This window comes from Burkholderiales bacterium, assembly GCA_035518095.1.
Classification (GTDB): Bacteria; Pseudomonadota; Gammaproteobacteria; order Burkholderiales; family JAHFRG01; genus JAHFRG01.
In genome coordinates, this window is the sequence record DATIXX010000069.1 from 1 (window position 1) to 16,723 (window position 16,723).

Here is a 16,723-nt window from a genome sequence, read left to right on the forward strand (position 1 = left end):
GCCGCGGCATAAAGTCGCCGGGGTAAACGATGACTTCGACCCAGTCCCGGTAGTAATCAAGGCCCAGATTGAGAATCAACAAGCAGGCCTGGGCGGCAATTACCATGCACATTTCTTCCGTCAATTGCAATTCCGCCGCGCCGCTGATTTGCTTGTTGCCGAGAAAACGCTGCGTCAAATCACGCAGACGTCCCTTTTCGTCGGCAGTGAGTGCACGCAGGAAAGGAAAACGCGAACAAATTTTCCGCCACAGAACTTCATCGACTGCGGCATAACTTGGAGTACGCCGCCTGCGCCAGGTTTTGAGTCCCCACATCGTTTAAGACGCTCAACCCGACTCTTCACGTCCCTGCTTCACCTCCAGCAAGGCAGCCGGCTCGCTCTGCTCCAAGTCCAGTTCGACACCTTCGATGCGCTTGAATTTGTCGCTGATCTTCCTGCTGGTCGTGTGCACTTCTTGAGCGTCTTCATGCGCCTGACGGATATGGTTGGCGAGATTTTTCATGCGCAGATCAAAACGTTCAAAATCTATGCTCAATTTGGCGAGGGCTTCTTTAATAACGTTCATATGCTTGCGCATTTCCACATCTTTTAATACTGCCCGGGCAGTGTTCAGCACCGCCATCAGCGTGGTCGGGGACACGATCCACACCCGCTGTTGCATCGCGTAATCCACGATGTCGAAGTGGTAGGCATGGATTTCAGCAAACACCGCTTCCGCAGGAACAAACATCACCGCGCCGTCCGAAGTTTCATTGGCAATAATATATTTCTGGCTGATGTCATCCACGTGTTTTTTGACGTCCGCCTTGAACTGGCGCTGCGCCTGGGCACGTTCGATTTCGCTGACATCCGGCGCGAACATACGATGATAGTTTTCCAGAGGGAATTTGGAATCCACCGCGACCATGCCGGTGGGCTCGGGAAGTCGCAGCACACAATCCACGCGGCTGCCGTTGCTTAATGTGTATTGCATGGCATAAGCGGAGGGCGGAAGGATATTTCTCACCAGCGCTTCCAGCTGCACTTCGCCAAAAGCGCCACGCGAACGTTTGTCCCCCAGCAGTTCCTGCAGGCTTACCACGTTGCTGGTAAGCCCGTCTATTTTCTTTTGCGCCTCATCTATAGTGGCAAGCCGCGCCATCACATTAGTGAAGGTTTCGTTGGTCTTTTTGAATCCTTCGTCGAGGCGCTCGCTTACCTTCCCGCTGATTTGCTGCAAACGTTCATCCACCGTGGCGCGCAGCCGATCAGAAGTTTGCGTGAGCTTCTCATCAAGACGGTCGCCCTGGCGGGTGAAGCCCTCATGCAAATCCTTGAGCATGGCGCGGTGCTTTTCCTCCATTATGGCGGCAAAACGCCAAACCATCCCAATCAGCACGAGCAGCACCAAGCCCGCGATCACGCCCACAACAATTTCGCCCATAAACGCTCCTGCCGCCAGTATAGCTTATCAGCGCAAGAGCTGCCTTCTTGGGGCTGAACGCGTTTGGACGATTGGTTGCTGCGGGTGAGTCGCGATAACGGTTATCCGCATTCTGGGACTGCGCTCCGGCCCAGCCAACGGTATAGTCGGCAAGATCGGATTGGCGCTGACGGACTGGATGCACATGGACTGATACGATGGCCGCCTCGTCGACACTAGCGACGGGGATTTACCTGGTTCCGAAAATGCAAACATCCCCGTTTCGGTCCGGTCTTCGTCGACTGCATCGATCCCTAAGTGAATCGGCTCGAGGCCAATGGTTTGGTGGAGCTGGCGCCGCAGTTAGTTGCCCCCGCGTTAGCGAATGACGTGCTCAATGCGACTGAGAATCGCATGACGCGCCGCTGTCGCTAAAAGGCGCAGAAGTCACCACTCTGGCGGGGCGAGCGTGGACTAATCTGAGCGCGGTCGGTTCAAGGCCAGGGATCTCAGCTATTCCGCGAGCGCCTTGTAGGTGAACTCGCGCGTCCAGTTCGTGTATTGCTTGCCGTTCACTTCGACGTACATCTTTGCAAGCGCGTTCACCGGTCCGTCGTTCTGCGGCGGCTGCATCATCAGATCGCGGCCCATCGACCACACGACCCGACGGTCATCGAGATTCCCGAAATAGTAGTCGACTTTGCTCGTGTCGAGGCCGTGATAGCCGGTCGCAGTGGTCAGCTCGACCAGCTTCTCGTTCTTGTCGGTAAGCGGAAACTCCTTGCCGTAAATGTTGGCAAGTGAAACGTCAAGCGGCAGCCAGCCGTAGTTAGGCGCATAGAATTCGATCCAGCAATGGTAGCTCGCGTCCACCTGAACACCATTGAGCGTGGGTTTCAGCAGCGAGCCATATACCATACGAACGGGAATGCCCGAGGCCATCGCGAGCGAGGCAAACAGAGAATGGAAATCGGTGCAATTGCCTGTCTTGGTTATAAGGCAATAGTCGGTGCTGCCAACGGCCGAAGCCTTCAGATGATCGGGGTACTTCACCCAGTAGTCCACATTCTGCAGCGTCCAGTCGTACAACTTGCGGGCCGCGATGATGGGATTCGTTTCTCCGCCGACAATCGAAGCCGAAAGCTTTTTGACCCGATCGTTCACCACGACGTAGGTGGTGGGTAGAAGGTAACGAGCCAGGGCCTCGCGCTCGGCATCCGTTAGCGGGCGTGTCTTGGACGGATCAACGCTATTGCGGATCTCCGATCGGCTCAAATCGAACGTCTCGGTAATCGTGATTGTCGGCTCGATGGATCCACTCGCCTCGAGATAACCGACGCGGTTGCCCCAGGAATCGTGGTCGTAGCTGACGGGATACGGGCTCGCCACCTTAAAATTCGTAATTACGGAATACCCGTCATCGTTGGGCACTGCGAACCATACTCGTACCCGGTGAGCATCCTTGGGGACGTGCACCGTCAACACATTCCGTATCTGGAACGACGCGTGATCCACTTGAGTCGCCCCCGCGATGTTGATGGAAGCAAGACTGATGAACGAGAACAAAAGCAGCGTTTGCAACACGGTTGGAAGATGAACAGATCGACGCAGCATAATAAGCTCCTCGTATGACATCCAAGAAACAGTTACGGCCAAAACCCGGAGCGCTCAAGTCGGTTCTACGGCGCCAGGTCGTGAATCTCTAGCGCACGATGACTGTCAGCGTGCTCAAAGCGAGAATATGACGTTCAAGGTTCAAGGCCTGACGCTAATCATACACTCGCGACGGAAAGCGCCGCTCGACTTAATTGCTGGGGTTCGAGGCCATTCGCTGAGCCGTCTATGTGCAAAACGGGGCACCGCTTCGCCGCTCTAATCCGAATCAATCAAACTTGGCCGAAATAGCTCTCAATTTGATGCGCCAGGTTGATCCAAACTCGTGAAAATCATTAGGCCTCATTCAGTCTTTTCTCGCTACCCGCAAATTCATATGTAGGCCACAATGGAACTGTGGTAGGTTAAATCGTTATTGACAACTTTTTTATTAGGAGACAACCATGGCCTGGAGCAAACCCGAATTTACCGATATGCGTTTCGGTTTCGAAGTTACTATGTACATTCTGAACCGCTAATCGCATTTAAGTTCCATTAGGAAAAAGGGCTGCTGAAGAAGCAGCCCTTTTTTATTCCAAGCTCCAATTTGTCCAGCTAACCGCAAGTATTCGACGCGGGTCCTATCGCTATCGGCTTTTCCCGTTGGAGCAGCTTATATCGGTTGCATCTCGTAGGACCCACGTTACTCGAACGGCGGGATGACAATCAAAAACACTTAAAGTCGGGTTTCGAACCAAGGCAATCATTCCGGCCGACTCCTAATCCGGATTGTTATTTCGAGTCCTTGTGGGGAAAGTGGTTATGATCAATACATTCGCCACCACAGGGCGCGGCCGCGAGCATCGGGCTTGTCGGTCACCCGTGCTTGAGCTTCAACGCCAGGATCGCGCCGGCGAGCACGAGCGTCACGGCGTTGGCAAGGATCACTGGCAGTGAATGGATCATGAGCCCGTAGATGAGCCACAGCAGAACGCCGGTGCAAAAAATCAGGAACATGCCGAGCGAGACGTCTTTGGCGGACTTCGTCTGCCACGTGTGAATCAGTTGGGGCAGAAAGGCAATCGTGGTCAGGGTACCGGCAACCAGTCCGACAAACAAGGCGATATCCATAAAGGAAGCTCCAATCAGCGCTGAGTAATTTGTGCCGGATGCCCAAGGTTTCGACACAATGCCGACATTGCCGCTGACTGTGCGATCCTTTGACCCTCGGCAAGCACTTTTATGCAATTGGCCAGGCCTGCGCCGTTGAAACTGAAGATTACGGCACTGACGCTCTAATTGAACACCATTTTAAGGTACTCGCGCGCTGCCAAGCTAATCCTTCAGAAAAAGAGCTGTGTGATTGACAAAAAGCTCCGCATATTGAAACAGAGCGCCGTGTCCGGAGTCGGGATACAAGATCAACTGAGCATTTTTCAGATGTTTGAACATGAAATACGCATTTTGGTCGGGAAGCATGGTGTCGTTGCTGCCGCTCACGATAAGGACGGGCTGGTGGATGGCTTTCAGAACGGCGTTCTCCGGATCCTTGGTGGCACACCATGTGATCAACGCTTTGGCTTGCGGATCGGTTATCGCCTTGCCGCTATCCGGATCTCTATCAACGGTTCTGACCTTGGCGCGCGCGAGGAAAGCCCGGCCTGCAGCCTGACTTGCCTCTGACTGGGTAAAAAACAGAGGCAGCCTCGGATCGGGTGCGTCCCTATGTGAATATGCTTCAGCCAGTACTTTCATCAAATGCTCTTCGCCTCCTTGCGGGGCGGTGCCTACCAGCAAAATCTTTCTGACCAGTTGAGGATGATCAGCCGCTATTTTTTGCGCGATAAAGCCGCCCAGAGAATATCCGAGGAGGTCGACCTTCTTCAAACCTAGGGCGGATATAAAATGCGCGGCGTCCGCTGCCATTTGGGCAACATTGTCAGGAGTCTTGCCGCCGGATTTTCCAACTCCAGAATTATCGAAGACGACTACAGGCCGATCTTTGGCAAGGGGGTTGACGACAGCCGGGTCCCAAGAGTCCATATGCCCTGAAAAGTGCTGCAGGAAAACCAACGGTGTGCCGGCGCGCTTCCCAAAACTACGGTAGGCAAACTTAATCCCGCCAGCGTCGATGAATTTGGTCGGTTCAGTTTCCAGTTTGTCCGATTTCTCTCGGGCATTCGCAACTGTTTCATCCGCAACAATAAACACTGCGTTATTCCAGAGAAGCGGTAATCTAAGATATGACATGATTTTGGTCTCCTTGATTGAGGTTTGAATAAACGGATGGATTCGACTGGACCATCAGCAAGGGAGTGCTCGCCTTGATAAAGGCGCACATACGCGTATATTATACGCATATGCACTTATGTCAAGACACGCCAAACATTTTATGAGTAACGCCACCGACTTGCAGTCCAGACCGTGTAATTGCGCAGGGCTGCGCGAAGCGGCCCGCTATGTCACCCAGTTGTACGACCGGCATTTGGCCGGCGCGGGTCTGCGCAGCACCCAGTTCTCGATCCTCGCCAGGCTAAAGCGCCTGGGACCTACCACCATCAACACCCTGGCGCAAGACATGGTGATGGACCGGACCACGCTAGGACGGAATATCATGCCGCTGCAGCGCAGGCGTCTCATTGCGGTGAGGAGAGGGCGCGAAGACGGACGAATCAAGGAACTGCATCTAACGAAGACCGGACTCGTGCGGTTCGACGCGGCATTCAAAGCATGGGTCAAAGCACAAGCGCAATTTGAAGCGACGCTCGGGGGCGACCGCGCATCGGCGTTGCGCGATCTTCTGCGCGCAGTCGTCGGGAGCGATTTCCGCACCGACATCGACCCGCGGAGTAAAGCGGCGGGCGGCTATTCAAGGTAACATACTCGGCGAGTTGCCGATTCAACGCAGCAACGTTAAACAAGCGGACCTTCGCACGCCAAAAAAAAGTAGTCAGGTCTTGAATCTTGAAGCCTGGATGCTAAGCATCGTAATCTAAGGGACGATATTACGTTCAAGATTCAAAACTTGACCCTTTCGTTGTATTTGCCCATCTGGCTAAAACTGTCAAAGCAGCGTCGTCCGGCGACGATCCAGTGTCACAGCAACGATCTTTTTTCGCACTACGAAAGTGCGGGCATCGCACCACCAAGGTGCAACTCCGGGGAACACACGTGCTGAAGTACTTTTCAACGTTCTGGCCGCCCAACGGCTGCGAATCAAAATAGATGGTTTCGTTACTCTTCGGCAAACCTAAAAAATGCCCTGAAATTCTCATCGAAAACTCTTGCAATACTGTGCGATAGCTCACAACCAGCGGCGTTTCGGCACAGTTTATGCTGCTCACTCCAGTAGTGATCCTCTGGAAAACGGCTATGCGAATTATTGGTACTGTGCTCATGCTGGGGCTTCTGCCTTCGTTCGCAGTTTGGGGCGAAGATACGCCGGTCAATGTGTTCGCGAGCGGCTCGAGCATTTTCATGGTTCGGGCGCAATACCCTGGCGGCAGAGTTAACTACGGTTCTGCGATTTTGGTCCAGCCTGGTAAATTCGTGACCAACTGCCATGTCACACGGCAAGCCCAACGTATCGTAGTCGTTCGCGGCTCAGCGGCCTGGAGCGTCGAATCCCAAACGCCGGATATAGAGCACGACCTTTGTATATTGGCGGTGCGTGACGCTGTTGGCGAGGTTCCCGGGTTCGTTAAACCGGGCGAGCTTAAGGTCGGTGAAAAAGTATATGCATTGGGTTACGGTGGATTTGGCCATCTAACGTTGAGCGACGGGGCAGTTGTGGCGTTACACCCTTACGATGGCGCAAAAGTAATTCAAACATCGGCCTCGTTCACCTTTGGGGAAAGCGGCGGCGGCCTTTTCGACGGACGGGGCCGGTTGGTTGGAATTATTACGTTTAAAACACTTGCGGGCGGGGAATATCATTTTGCCTTGCCCGTTGAGTGGGTACAGGCTCTTTTAGCGAGGTCCGGCAACAAAACTGCGGCGATTGCGCCGGAGACCGGCAAAGCTTTTTGGGAACGCCCAAGCGAAGCGCAACCCAAATTTATGCAGGCCGCGACACTCGAAGCCGAAAAAGACTGGGGCGCCCTTCTTAAGTTTGCTAAGGGATGGATCGAGGTTGATGCGACCAACGCGGGAGCGTGGATTGCGAAAAGCGAAGCGTTGCACTATCTCAACCATGAAACTGAGGCCGCATCCGCATTCGATGAGGCGGTACGGCTGGATTCTTCTTACGCTCAAAACGAATACACGTTTGAGCATACCCGTCACGATCTGAACGAACGCGTCACGGTCCAGAACTTGGGCGCGTCCTATAGTCAATCTCAATAATTTTGTCCTAGAGCAATGGAAAGTTCCGTCGTGGCGTCCCGAGCAGGGCTCGAACGGCTCAGGTCGTTATTTACAGGACGTTTTACTAGTGCGCGCTTTTGGCGGCGAAAGCGGTCGCTCGCTAATGGCCGCTTCCGCCCCATTTCGCTCATTCAAAAAGATAAGCAGATCCACCAAACACATATCCTGCCGACCGGTATAGGGTGAACTCGAAATAAATCGGGCCCGGCGCCTATTACTCAACGTTGGAATGCAAGACCTGAACCCTTTTCGCGGCCCCATGGATTTTTCTATTCGCTCGGGTGCCGGGGACGATCACGGTCCTTCGGGGTGCGCCTGCGCCCCGGCAGCAGCTCGAATAACCACTCGGCCATCACGTTGGCGCGAATGACGCGGATAGCGAGCGCTGTCGGGGAGATCGGCCGCACCAAGCGCGTCTCGCGCAGCCGCCGCAGGAACACCGCGATCACCACAGCGCGCGCGACGCCCGAGGCGCAGAGCGCGAGCCACAATCCGCTGCTGAAGACGACCGTATGACCAACGAGCTTGAGCTCGTGCGGCGCGTGCGTGGCCAGCACGCCGCCGATCAGCGCGCCGCCGAAGACCGCCGTATTCGAGAGGGTCTGGTGCACGGCGCTGTAGGCGGCGCGCTTCTCCGGCGGTACGACGTCGTAGAGAAAATTCCCCACCGCGAGGCTGAATCCCGCCCAGGCGACGCCGCTGATGATCTGAATCACGAGAATCGCCCAGAAATTCGGGAACAGCACCCACAGAACCGGCAGCGCGGGAAACACGATGCTCGTGATCTGCACCACCCGCAGGTTGCCGAACACGTCCGACAGCCGGCCCCACAAATTGAGTGCGGCAAACTGCATCAGCACGTAGAACGCGTTGACCGCGGTGAATTCGATATACGAGAAGCGGAGATCGCGCAGCATGTACAGCGCAAAGAACGGCGAAGCGATGGCCACCGTCAGGTTCATGAAGCCGACGAACAGCGCGAAGCGCATGAAGTCCGAGCCGCGCATCCGGTCGAGCAGCCCGCCTAGGGGCGGGAGCGTCAACGGCGCGAGGCGCGCGAGCGGCTCGTGCATGCGCATTAGCTGAGCGAGCGAGTACAGGCGCCCCGCCAGCGCGATTGTGAAGATCGCCGCGAAACCCCAGTGCGCCAGCTGCCGCTGCTCGAAGAACTCCAGGGCGAGGCCGGCAGCGCTCAGGCTCGCGAAGGTCATGACGCTCATGAGCCGGGTGCGCCGGCCGAAGAAACGGCCGCGCCGGCGCTCTGGAACCAGATCGCTGATCAGGCTGCTCCACGGCGGCGCCGCAAACTGGCCGCCGATGTAGTAGAGCACGACTGCCGCGATGAGCAGCACCACCGAAGTCTCACCGGGGACGAACGCGAGGGCGATGATCGGCAGCCACGCGGCCGACTGCAGCAGCACGCCGGCAAAAATCAGTGTCTTGCGCCGGATGGCGTACCCCGCCACCCAGGCTGAGGCGAGCTGGGCTACCGAACCGAGCATCGAGGGCAACGCGGCGAGCAGCGTGATCTGGGCTGTGCTTGCCTTGAGAAAGATCGCGAACGCTTGGAGGTAGGACTCACCCGCGCCGAACATCAGCGACCAAGCGACGCCGTCGCGCACGGAGTATTGGAGTGATCGGTCGACCTTGGGGTCGCGTGAAAAGTGGCGGGACACGAAGAGCGCTAGAAAGGAGCGGGTTTAGGCAAAGTATAGATGTTGCCGCGCCTGCTTGAAAAATTAAATAGGCGAGGCACGATTTCTCATAATTCGTGCCTGGCCCGTTAGCGCGACTGTCTATTCGGCAATCTCGCGTTTTTTTCGCTCAAATTCCTCCCGATTAATTTCCCCACGGGCATAACGATCCTTAAGCACTTCAAGAGGTGATTTCTCTGGTGGTTGACCTGCTGATGAATTAGCAGAGTTCCTGAGCCACCTGATCAGAAGGACAATAACCAGGACAATTAATACCGCGAACAGGAACATGCCGAATATGGCGAGCCCTGTCCACACCGATTCCCAGCCAAAGTTCCACATACCATTGATTTCTCCTTGTCCTGTATGCAGCAACCGCTATGCCAGAAACTGCCGCTTTCAATTGTATTTACTTAAAAAACAAGACCTTCTGGCCGACGAACGCTGTTCTGGGCTGATAGACGTTTTATTCGCGATCCGGCTTGAACGCATAGGTATTACGCGGTTCATAAAATTGCGACAAAACGGCGTATGTCAGGCCTAAGCGAGTCATAATCTACTTTCGTAATTACACCGACAGCCAGTTGCTTACTGCGGTGCGAGCTTGAACTTAATGAGCAGTGGGCGCTGGTGAAGTCGCGCTCGTATGACGGGCAGAATTTAATGCGTGAACATCCGGTTTCGACCAAATGCCAACTGGCCGGTGGCGCGCCCGAGTTTTGATCCGCGCAAACGCCCGAGGCTTCGCGCAGCCGATGCAGCGGCACGGACGGGGCACGGCAGTGATTTATCTAGTGCGACATCAACACCGGCACGGTCATCGAGTCGAACATTGTCCGTGTCACGCCGCCAAGCACCAACTCGCTGAAGCGTGAATGCCCGTAGGCTCCCATCACAATCAAGTCGGATGACAGATCTGCGGCTCGGGACAGCAGGAGATTGCCCGCGTCGACGTCCACCCCCTCAATATTTTCTACCTTCACCTGCACGCCATGCCGCGCCAGGTAAAGCCCAATATCAGCTCCGGGCACTTCTCCGTGCGAAGAGCTGTCTGGCTTGACCAGCACCACCCGGACTTCCTCGGCTGCCTGCAGGAACGGCAGCGCATCGGTTGTTGCTCGCGTTGCCTCGCGAGTGGCGTTCCAAGCAAGCAGCACCCGCTTGCCGATCGTGCCTGGCGCGCCGATGTACGGCACCACCAATACCGGGCGTCCGGCCATTAGCACAAGTCGATGGGCAAAAGTCATGTCGGCGCCGGAATCCTCTTGAACGTCGGGCTGACCTATTACGACGAGATCGGCGTAGCGCGAGTGCAGCGCCAGGGCCGCGAGCGCGTCTCCTGACGAGGTTCGCCACTCCGCACTAACTGAATCACCTTTTTCGGCTGTGCGCCGGAACGCGGTCTCAGCGCCCTTCGCCTGCTCCAGCGCCACCCGCTTCTCGCTCTCAATGATCAGGGGATCCGTCTCGACTGTCTGGTACGCCAAAGAGTACGCAGGGGTCACGGCGTGAAGTCCTACCAAATGGGCCTGGAAACGTCCGGCAAGGTCAACCGCAACTTCGGCGCGCGCCGGCCAGCGGCTTCCATTGTCGACGTGCACGAGGATCGTCTTGTATGTCATCGCTTTCTCCTTGGAAGGCTTTGCGGTAACGCGAGCCCTATTGTTAATGCTCCTTGGTTGCAGGAAAACCGGTCCAATGATACGGGCCCGTGCCCCGGCTGTCTTTGAGCCAGGTCAACAAACACGCAGGCGCCTCGCCTGCCGCGATTTCGTGATCAAGCGGTACGCAGGATAACGCGGTATCCGTTGACCCCGCGAATGCTCGCTCGATAGGATAAAGTGTTTTAGCACCACACGTCGAGGTGTGGAGCCGGGCTGCACGCGTAGGGGTTCACCAACGACGTTCGGCGCGGCGTATCGACCTCAAGCGCGCGTGGACTCCTCTCTTAAGTCAAGCGAAGTGGGGAAGAAGCCGTGTCAGACAGCCTCTCGGTGCCGTCCAGTAACCTCATCGAGCCCTAACTAACCGCTCGTCAAACGTAATCACTTATCCGGGAGCCGACGCTTAACGCCCTGCTTAATTGGCTGGTTGTGGAGCGCGAGCGACGGTTTCAAATCCGAGCTGAAATTACACTGAGCCCAAGTCATGCCGCGAGCGTAGCGTTCGCAGCATCTCCTTGGCCGGATGGTGTTTCCATTCAGGCCGCTGTTTGCGCAGCTCGTTCGCCATTCTCAATGTCTTGAGAATATCCCAAGGCATAGGAATGCGCGGCATACACGCAAGCTCCCAGCGTATTCCGGTTGGATCGACGAAAAAGACGGCGTAGTAGCCCGGCGCGTAGATTGGGTATTCACTCGGCCTGTCGGTCACAGTGACGTTTTCCCTAAGCAAAAACTCTTTGTAGAATTGGTCGACCTCCGTTCTACTTCGCGCCCACAGAGCGACATGATGGATCCCGGGTGCATGGTCTTCATGGTTCAATATTCCACGCTGCGCAGCAGGTTAAATTCCGACGTAACTGTGCGGAAATGGAAAGCGGGCCATGTAGTATGTGAAACGGTATCCGACGTCCAGTGTCCAGAAACTCTTGTACCCCAGCCACCCGAACATCCGATCATAGAATTTGATCGAGTTGTCGAAATCCAGTACAGAAAATTCCACGTGATGCGCTCCTCGAAGTCTCATTTCCTCCTTCCTATGCTTGTAGGTTCGCGGGGCGTTAGACGGCGAAGCTGCTCGTTGATTGGTCCGATTGACGGCACGGCATTGCTGTATTTCGTTTTTATCAGACGGCCATTCCCCACTTGTTTTTTGCAGGTTCCAAGCGGCGATCGCGAGTGCGCGCTTTTGGTCGCGTCCAGCCACTCGAGAGGCACAGGCTAGTAAAACAAACTACTGGCATTGTTCACTTGAAAACATCCTGTTTGCCCGTGAAGATATCATTGCAATGATTCTGGACAAAAATAGAATCGCGGTCTTCCGCGAGCAGCCGATATCGCGTAATATTCTTTGCGGTTGCCGCGAAGCAAATCAGAGCATTGAGTTGGTACTGGCGTATCCAGCGTAGCAAGCGGGGTTAATTGCAGCGGGGTTCTCTATTAAGTGACCTGATGCAAGCCGGGCGGGTCCCCTTCGAGCGCAAACCGAATACGCATCATGCCGTGTCAACGAGCATTGCAATGAGACAGTTGAAAATCGCAATCCTTTTGCTGGGAATTCTTGAGCTCGGCGCCTGCCATTCGCGTGCCAAGACCGTCCCCGTGGATCCGCCGCAAAATGTGTCATCCGGTTCGACATTGACCCTCAATCAGACCATCGTGATTCCGGATGGAAGTACTGGCGTGCATTTTCAGGACACGCAGCTGGTCGAAATTGCGTCCATCCAGCCGAACTACGCCTACTGCAAGTTCGAACTCAATGATCCTGCCGGCCCCGCCCGCAACATAGAACCCCAAGCATTTACGGTCGCAAGCGTGGACTACGATCAAGAGTCCATCGGTTCGCTGGGAGAAGCCGTGTCTTCGACGCGCATGAACCTTCAATCAGGGCAGCAGGCGGCGGCCTATCACATGACTTGCATGCTCCCGGCTGGGCCAGATTCCGCGCGTTTTGTGACCGTCTACGAAATCAATGGGGCGCTCGGCAACTATTTCACGTTGATGCGGGTGTACTAGGGAATTTCATATTGCAAGTCTGGACGTTTGGGCGAGAGTAGAATTTGCTTTTAAGCGTTTCCGGTCTACCCAGTATCCTTATGCAACGGAAAGTATTGCTGCAAATAATACGCTAGGTTTGAAGCCGAATCGCGGAATCGCGACCCAAAGCCCGCTATCGAGTCAAAACGGTAATTCACGCAACGTCGAGCGGTGCCGCTTGCAACTCGAATACTCCAAAGTCTGCGCGACATTCTGATCGCCATCAAGAGCGCAAAACTGAATTTTTGACGCCTCCGTGATTTGCCGGTTGGCATCCCGCGAGGCGTTGTGCAAGAATTTCCGATATCCAGGTTCTGAGTGAGGCGTCCGTGCTTAAAATCGTTGCACTATTGCTCGTACTGACCACCGTGTATGCAAACCTGACTCACTGGTATATGAAATTCCAGAGGAGAATTGGCGTGATGGCGCACCGACCAGCCCATTTTGAGGAGTCATCATGCGACTTATAGCGATTCTTGGAATTGCAGTAGCGGTTGCTGGCGTTGCGTTTGCGCTGCAGAACAATGTTCCGGTTACGGTGACGTTGCTCCTCTGGCGTTTCGACAGTTCGCTCGCGACGGTTCTGCTGCTGGCACTTGCGCTTGGCGCCATCATCGTGGCGTTTGTCTCGACGCCGCGCGCGCTTCGTACACACTGGCTGCTTTCGCGTCAACGCAAAGATATTGCAGCGCTAGAGGCCGCCAACGTCGAATTGCGGAAGAAACTGGCAGCACTGGAACACCAGAACGGAACGGGAATCGACACCGGCCAATAAGCGCACGCCGGTTGCGGCCACGCGCGGATACGGCTCAGCGAGGTGACCGCTATTGGCCGGAACTTTTCAGATATCGAATTTAGTTGCGGTTGATCGCGCCATAGACGCGCGCGCCACAAAGTACTTAAATCATCCACAAACTGCTAGAACAATAGATGAATTCCGCCGCCGGCCTGCTTCCGATCGCGCATGAGTATGCGAGCCGCGGACCGCTGATTCTCGCGATTTTTGCGATAACGTATTTTGGCATCGCGGTGGGCCGTGTGCCCGCCTTGAAGGTGAACCGCGTCGGCATCGCCTTGCTCGGCGCGATTGCGCTTACGATTTTCGCCGGCGTGACCACGGCGGACGTCGTCTCGTTCATCAACTGGCCAACTGTTTTTCTATTGTTCGGCTTCTTCGTGTTGTCCGCGCAGTTGCGCCTATCTGGATTCTTCGACAAGGTGGCGATTGCCGTTGCGGCCCGGCTCGGACACCCAGCGCGCTTTTTGCTGCAACTGATGCTGGTGACGGCGGGATTGTCTGCAGTGCTCAACCACGACGTTGTTTGCTTGGTGTTTGCCCCGATCATCGCGGCCGCGCTGATCCGGCAAAAAATCAATCCGGTACCGTTTCTGATCGCGCTCGCGATTGCGAGCAACATCGGGGCGGCTTCCACGCTTGTCGGTAATCCTCAGGACATGGTGATTGCGCAGCTCGCGCGGCTCGATTTCGGGCGCTACATCCTGTGGTCTATCGCACCGGTACTGTTCGCGCTTGCCAGTGCATACGCTATCATATGGATGCTGTCGCGCAAAACGCTGCATTCCACGGTGTTTCCGCGGACTGGCGCGCAGCGCGCGAATCGGCCGTTCGACCGCGGCCATACCATCAAGGGGCTCGTGATTCTCGCGGTCGTCATCGCGCTGTTCTTTACGTCGCTGCCGAAGGAAATGATTGCGCTCGCCGCCGCCGGAATTCATATCGCCAGCCGCAAGTTCCGCACCGAGGAATTGCTGGGTCTGGTGGACTGGTCGATTCTCGTACTTTTTATCGGGCTGTTCGTGATCGCCGGCGCATTTCAGACTACCGGCTATGGCGAGCTGGCCGTGCGCTGGCTCGCAAATAACGGAGTGAACCTCGGGTCGTTGCCCGTGCTGACAGGAGTCACCGCAGTCTTGTCCAACCTCCTTAACAATTCGGCGGCGGTGATGCTGCTGCTCAACGTCGTTGACCTTTCAAATCCGGCCACAGCCTATACGCTGGCGCTCGCCAACAGCTTCGGCGGCAGCCTCGTTATCATTGGCAGCGTGTCCAACATCATTGTCGTACAGCAGGCTCGCGAGTCGGGAATCAATATTTCGTTCTATGATTTCGCCCGCGTGGGTGTTCCGGTGACGCTTGCCGCTCTGGCAGGTCTGATCATCTGGACAATGTTGCCGTTCTAAGAGCGGTTGGCCTAACCGCCATTTTAATCCAAGTTGAATGAGAAAATACGGGCATGCGTTGTTCGAACGCATCTCGATTTACGTTTAACGGATTCCATTGAACGTCCGCGTCCGTCCGAATGCCGCTGTTCCCCGAAATCGAAGTGTGTACGGGAATGCATAGCGGGAGCGCCATCACGCGAGCGGCACGCTCAATTCCCGGAACTGCCACATAGAGTGAGGCGCCGCCCCGCGTTTCAACGTGCTACACCACCACCCCCGATTGCCTGATTCAGCGGCTGCGCAATCCCAGCCGGCGGTTAATCAGGGTATCGACGCTGACCTTCCCTGGGCCCGCCATGAGCAGCCAGAAGAAGATGAGAATGTAAACAAACTCATCTAACTCGACGAAGTCGTCGAAGCTGCTAACGTTCTTGATGACCACCAACGCAATGGCGACGACCATGTTGATGATCATCGGAATTGCCGTCAATCGCGTCAGTAACCCAACCATGATCAGTCCGCCCCCGACGAACTCCGTCCAGGCGGACAGCGAAGCGCTGAAAGCGGGAAATGGAATCCCCCAGTTGATGAAGCGTTCCGTAAAGGCGGCCAAGTTATGCAGCTTGGCCCAGCCCGTCTCCAGCCAGAAATAGCCGAAGAACAAACGTATCACCAGTGGCCCCAGCCAGTCCAGGGAATCCGCAAACTTGAGAAGCGCATTGCAACGATTTACAACAAATGCCCGCATGATATGTCCTTTCTTTTGTCCCCAGTGTTCGGATACTACGGCTGGAAATCGAAACGCAGTGCGATCTTCAATATATCGTTGGTCGAAGACTGATTTCTGGCTAAAGTTGACGATGCCCGCGCGGCCGCTAAGTCTGCCGGTACCACTTTATCCATAGCAGTGCGCCATTTTTTGTCAGCTGTGCCCTTCTTCAAGCGCGCCCATCGCCTGATTTCGGCACAAGTCATGCCGGCTCTCGCCCGCAACGACACCGAATTCTGTACCTCGCAGCGGTCAGGCGATTTACCGGGAGGGGTGCCGAGCCGAACACGGCGCCCCGACAATGAGTAAATGCGTCGCTTAATACTCGCCTGTGCCTTTATTATAATTGCCCGTGCCCTTGTCGACGGTGCCGCCTTGTTTGGCGCACTCTTCCTCCGTCATACTGAGGAAACCTTGGCCCTTACAGGCGTTCTGGCCTTTGCATGCATTGTTCGCGCTCTTGCAGTCGCTCTTGCCTTTGCAGGCATTGACGCCGGTACAATGCACCTTTGACTCGGCGGCGGCGTTTCCGACTACCGTAGTGGTCGCAAAAAGACCAGCCGCTATAGCGGCCAGAGTTGCACCTGAAAGCACTTTAATCGTGTTTCTTTTTCCTTGATCCATGGTAAAGCCTCCTGATTAGAAATTGATCCAGTTAAGAAAGGCACCCCTCCTGCAGCTACGATACAGAACTTTTCTGATAACTCCGCTCGAACGGGTTCGGGTGCTGTGCGGTCCTCATCCATAATACGCTGATGATTTACCGTTGGATTAAAGAGATTTCGTTTGTCGGAGAATACATTAGCTTCCTTACAAACGTTCGCAGTTTGATGAAGAACAGACCTGGGGGAGCGTGAGTACGATGGCCAACACATTCAAACAGGTTTGTAATGAATGCTGGCGTTGCTAGACTAATAGGAGCACTGGTTGCCCTTTAGGGGAATAGGTTATTACTTTTCCGAGCGTAGGTTAGGGACCTGCTACTCGGTAATTTGGACAGACGAACAATGTTGGC

17 protein-coding genes are annotated in these 16,723 nt (G+C 55.4%); 5 read left to right on the forward strand and 12 right to left on the reverse strand.

Translation table 11 applies throughout. The annotated features are described in order from the left end of the window. The 5 genes from VLV32_10905 to VLV32_10925 form a co-directional block, all read right to left on the reverse strand. On the reverse strand, positions 1-316 hold a 316-nt coding region (locus VLV32_10905), incomplete at its 3' end, for a zinc-dependent peptidase (GenBank protein HUL42394.1). 12 nt (positions 317-328) lie between these two features. After that, complete coding sequence (locus VLV32_10910) at positions 329-1,426, reverse strand: DNA recombination protein RmuC (GenBank protein HUL42395.1); 1,098 nt, start codon at positions 1,424-1,426, stop codon at positions 329-331. A gap of 492 nt (positions 1,427-1,918) precedes the next feature. After that, positions 1,919-3,019, reverse strand: a complete 1,101-nt coding sequence (locus tag VLV32_10915) for a transglutaminase domain-containing protein (protein HUL42396.1) — start codon at positions 3,017-3,019, stop codon at positions 1,919-1,921. An 855-nt stretch (positions 3,020-3,874) separates the two neighbouring features. After that, entirely contained in the window at positions 3,875-4,129 is a 255-nt protein-coding gene (locus tag VLV32_10920; GenBank protein HUL42397.1) for a SemiSWEET transporter, read from the reverse strand. A 204-nt stretch (positions 4,130-4,333) separates the two neighbouring features. Further along, positions 4,334-5,248 (reverse strand): alpha/beta hydrolase, encoded by a 915-nt coding sequence (locus VLV32_10925; protein ID HUL42398.1) that lies wholly within the window; start codon positions 5,246-5,248, stop codon positions 4,334-4,336. Positions 5,249-5,390: 142 nt separating this feature from the next. On the opposite strand from VLV32_10925, the gene VLV32_10930 reads away from it, so the two are divergent. Beyond that, complete coding sequence (locus VLV32_10930) at positions 5,391-5,876, forward strand: MarR family winged helix-turn-helix transcriptional regulator (protein ID HUL42399.1); 486 nt, start codon at positions 5,391-5,393, stop codon at positions 5,874-5,876. A gap of 455 nt (positions 5,877-6,331) precedes the next feature. After that, positions 6,332-7,342: a serine protease gene (locus VLV32_10935; GenBank protein ID HUL42400.1), complete on the forward strand. Its 1,011-nt coding sequence runs from the start codon at positions 6,332-6,334 to the stop codon at positions 7,340-7,342. 290 nt (positions 7,343-7,632) lie between these two features. On the opposite strand, the gene VLV32_10940 is transcribed toward VLV32_10935, so the two are convergent. From VLV32_10940 to VLV32_10960, 5 genes are all read right to left on the reverse strand, one after another. After that, positions 7,633-8,985, reverse strand: coding sequence for an MFS transporter (locus VLV32_10940; protein ID HUL42401.1), 1,353 nt, complete (start codon positions 8,983-8,985; stop codon positions 7,633-7,635). A 174-nt stretch (positions 8,986-9,159) separates the two neighbouring features. Then, positions 9,160-9,432, reverse strand: coding sequence for an SHOCT domain-containing protein (locus VLV32_10945; GenBank protein HUL42402.1), 273 nt, complete (start codon positions 9,430-9,432; stop codon positions 9,160-9,162). Positions 9,433-9,848: 416 nt separating this feature from the next. After that, on the reverse strand, positions 9,849-10,679 hold the full coding sequence (locus VLV32_10950; protein ID HUL42403.1) for a universal stress protein: 831 nt from the start codon (positions 10,677-10,679) through the stop codon (positions 9,849-9,851). Between the two features lie 508 nt (positions 10,680-11,187). Further along, positions 11,188-11,541 carry a hypothetical protein gene (locus tag VLV32_10955; GenBank protein HUL42404.1) on the reverse strand — a complete coding sequence of 118 codons (354 nt, stop codon included), beginning with the start codon at positions 11,539-11,541 and terminating at the stop codon, positions 11,188-11,190. A 21-nt stretch (positions 11,542-11,562) separates the two neighbouring features. Further along, on the reverse strand, positions 11,563-11,745 hold the full coding sequence (locus VLV32_10960; GenBank protein ID HUL42405.1) for a hypothetical protein: 183 nt from the start codon (positions 11,743-11,745) through the stop codon (positions 11,563-11,565). A gap of 494 nt (positions 11,746-12,239) precedes the next feature. Here VLV32_10960 and VLV32_10965 point away from each other — a divergent pair, with 494 nt between their 5' ends. The 3 genes from VLV32_10965 to VLV32_10975 all read left to right on the forward strand — a co-directional run bounded on the left by VLV32_10965 (position 12,240) and on the right by VLV32_10975 (position 14,957). Further along, positions 12,240-12,734, forward strand: a complete 495-nt coding sequence (locus tag VLV32_10965) for a hypothetical protein (GenBank protein HUL42406.1) — start codon at positions 12,240-12,242, stop codon at positions 12,732-12,734. Positions 12,735-13,212: 478 nt separating this feature from the next. Beyond that, entirely contained in the window at positions 13,213-13,530 is a 318-nt protein-coding gene (locus VLV32_10970; GenBank protein ID HUL42407.1) for a LapA family protein, read from the forward strand. Between the two features lie 155 nt (positions 13,531-13,685). Next, positions 13,686-14,957 carry an SLC13 family permease gene (locus tag VLV32_10975; protein ID HUL42408.1) on the forward strand — a complete coding sequence of 424 codons (1,272 nt, stop codon included), beginning with the start codon at positions 13,686-13,688 and terminating at the stop codon, positions 14,955-14,957. A gap of 271 nt (positions 14,958-15,228) precedes the next feature. Here the strand turns inward: VLV32_10975 and VLV32_10980 are convergent, their stop codons facing one another. Both VLV32_10980 and VLV32_10985 read right to left on the reverse strand, forming a co-directional pair. Further along, positions 15,229-15,687: a DoxX family protein gene (locus tag VLV32_10980; GenBank protein HUL42409.1), complete on the reverse strand. Its 459-nt coding sequence runs from the start codon at positions 15,685-15,687 to the stop codon at positions 15,229-15,231. Between the two features lie 339 nt (positions 15,688-16,026). Beyond that, positions 16,027-16,332 (reverse strand): hypothetical protein, encoded by a 306-nt coding sequence (locus tag VLV32_10985; GenBank protein HUL42410.1) that lies wholly within the window; start codon positions 16,330-16,332, stop codon positions 16,027-16,029. Between the last annotated feature and the right edge of the window lie 391 nt (positions 16,333-16,723).

Excerpts from the sequence above, each read along its gene's own strand:
- VLV32_10910 (HUL42395.1), bottom strand. The coding sequence starts at position 1,426 with ATGGGCGAAATTGTTGTGGGCGTGATCGCGGGCTTGGTGCTGCTCGTG.
- VLV32_10915 (HUL42396.1), bottom strand. The coding sequence starts at position 3,019 with ATGCTGCGTCGATCTGTTCATCTTCCAACCGTGTTGCAAACGCTGCTT.
- VLV32_10920 (HUL42397.1), bottom strand. The coding sequence starts at position 4,129 with ATGGATATCGCCTTGTTTGTCGGACTGGTTGCCGGTACCCTGACCACG.
- VLV32_10925 (HUL42398.1), bottom strand. The coding sequence starts at position 5,248 with ATGTCATATCTTAGATTACCGCTTCTCTGGAATAACGCAGTGTTTATT.
- VLV32_10930 (HUL42399.1), top strand. The coding sequence starts at position 5,391 with ATGAGTAACGCCACCGACTTGCAGTCCAGACCGTGTAATTGCGCAGGG.
- VLV32_10935 (HUL42400.1), top strand. The coding sequence starts at position 6,332 with ATGCTGCTCACTCCAGTAGTGATCCTCTGGAAAACGGCTATGCGAATT.
- VLV32_10950 (HUL42403.1), bottom strand. The coding sequence starts at position 10,679 with ATGACATACAAGACGATCCTCGTGCACGTCGACAATGGAAGCCGCTGG.
- VLV32_10960 (HUL42405.1), bottom strand. The coding sequence starts at position 11,745 with ATGAGACTTCGAGGAGCGCATCACGTGGAATTTTCTGTACTGGATTTC.
- VLV32_10965 (HUL42406.1), top strand. The coding sequence starts at position 12,240 with ATGAGACAGTTGAAAATCGCAATCCTTTTGCTGGGAATTCTTGAGCTC.
- VLV32_10970 (HUL42407.1), top strand. The coding sequence starts at position 13,213 with ATGCGACTTATAGCGATTCTTGGAATTGCAGTAGCGGTTGCTGGCGTT.
- VLV32_10975 (HUL42408.1), top strand. The coding sequence starts at position 13,686 with ATGAATTCCGCCGCCGGCCTGCTTCCGATCGCGCATGAGTATGCGAGC.
- VLV32_10980 (HUL42409.1), bottom strand. The coding sequence starts at position 15,687 with ATGCGGGCATTTGTTGTAAATCGTTGCAATGCGCTTCTCAAGTTTGCG.
- VLV32_10985 (HUL42410.1), bottom strand. The coding sequence starts at position 16,332 with ATGGATCAAGGAAAAAGAAACACGATTAAAGTGCTTTCAGGTGCAACT.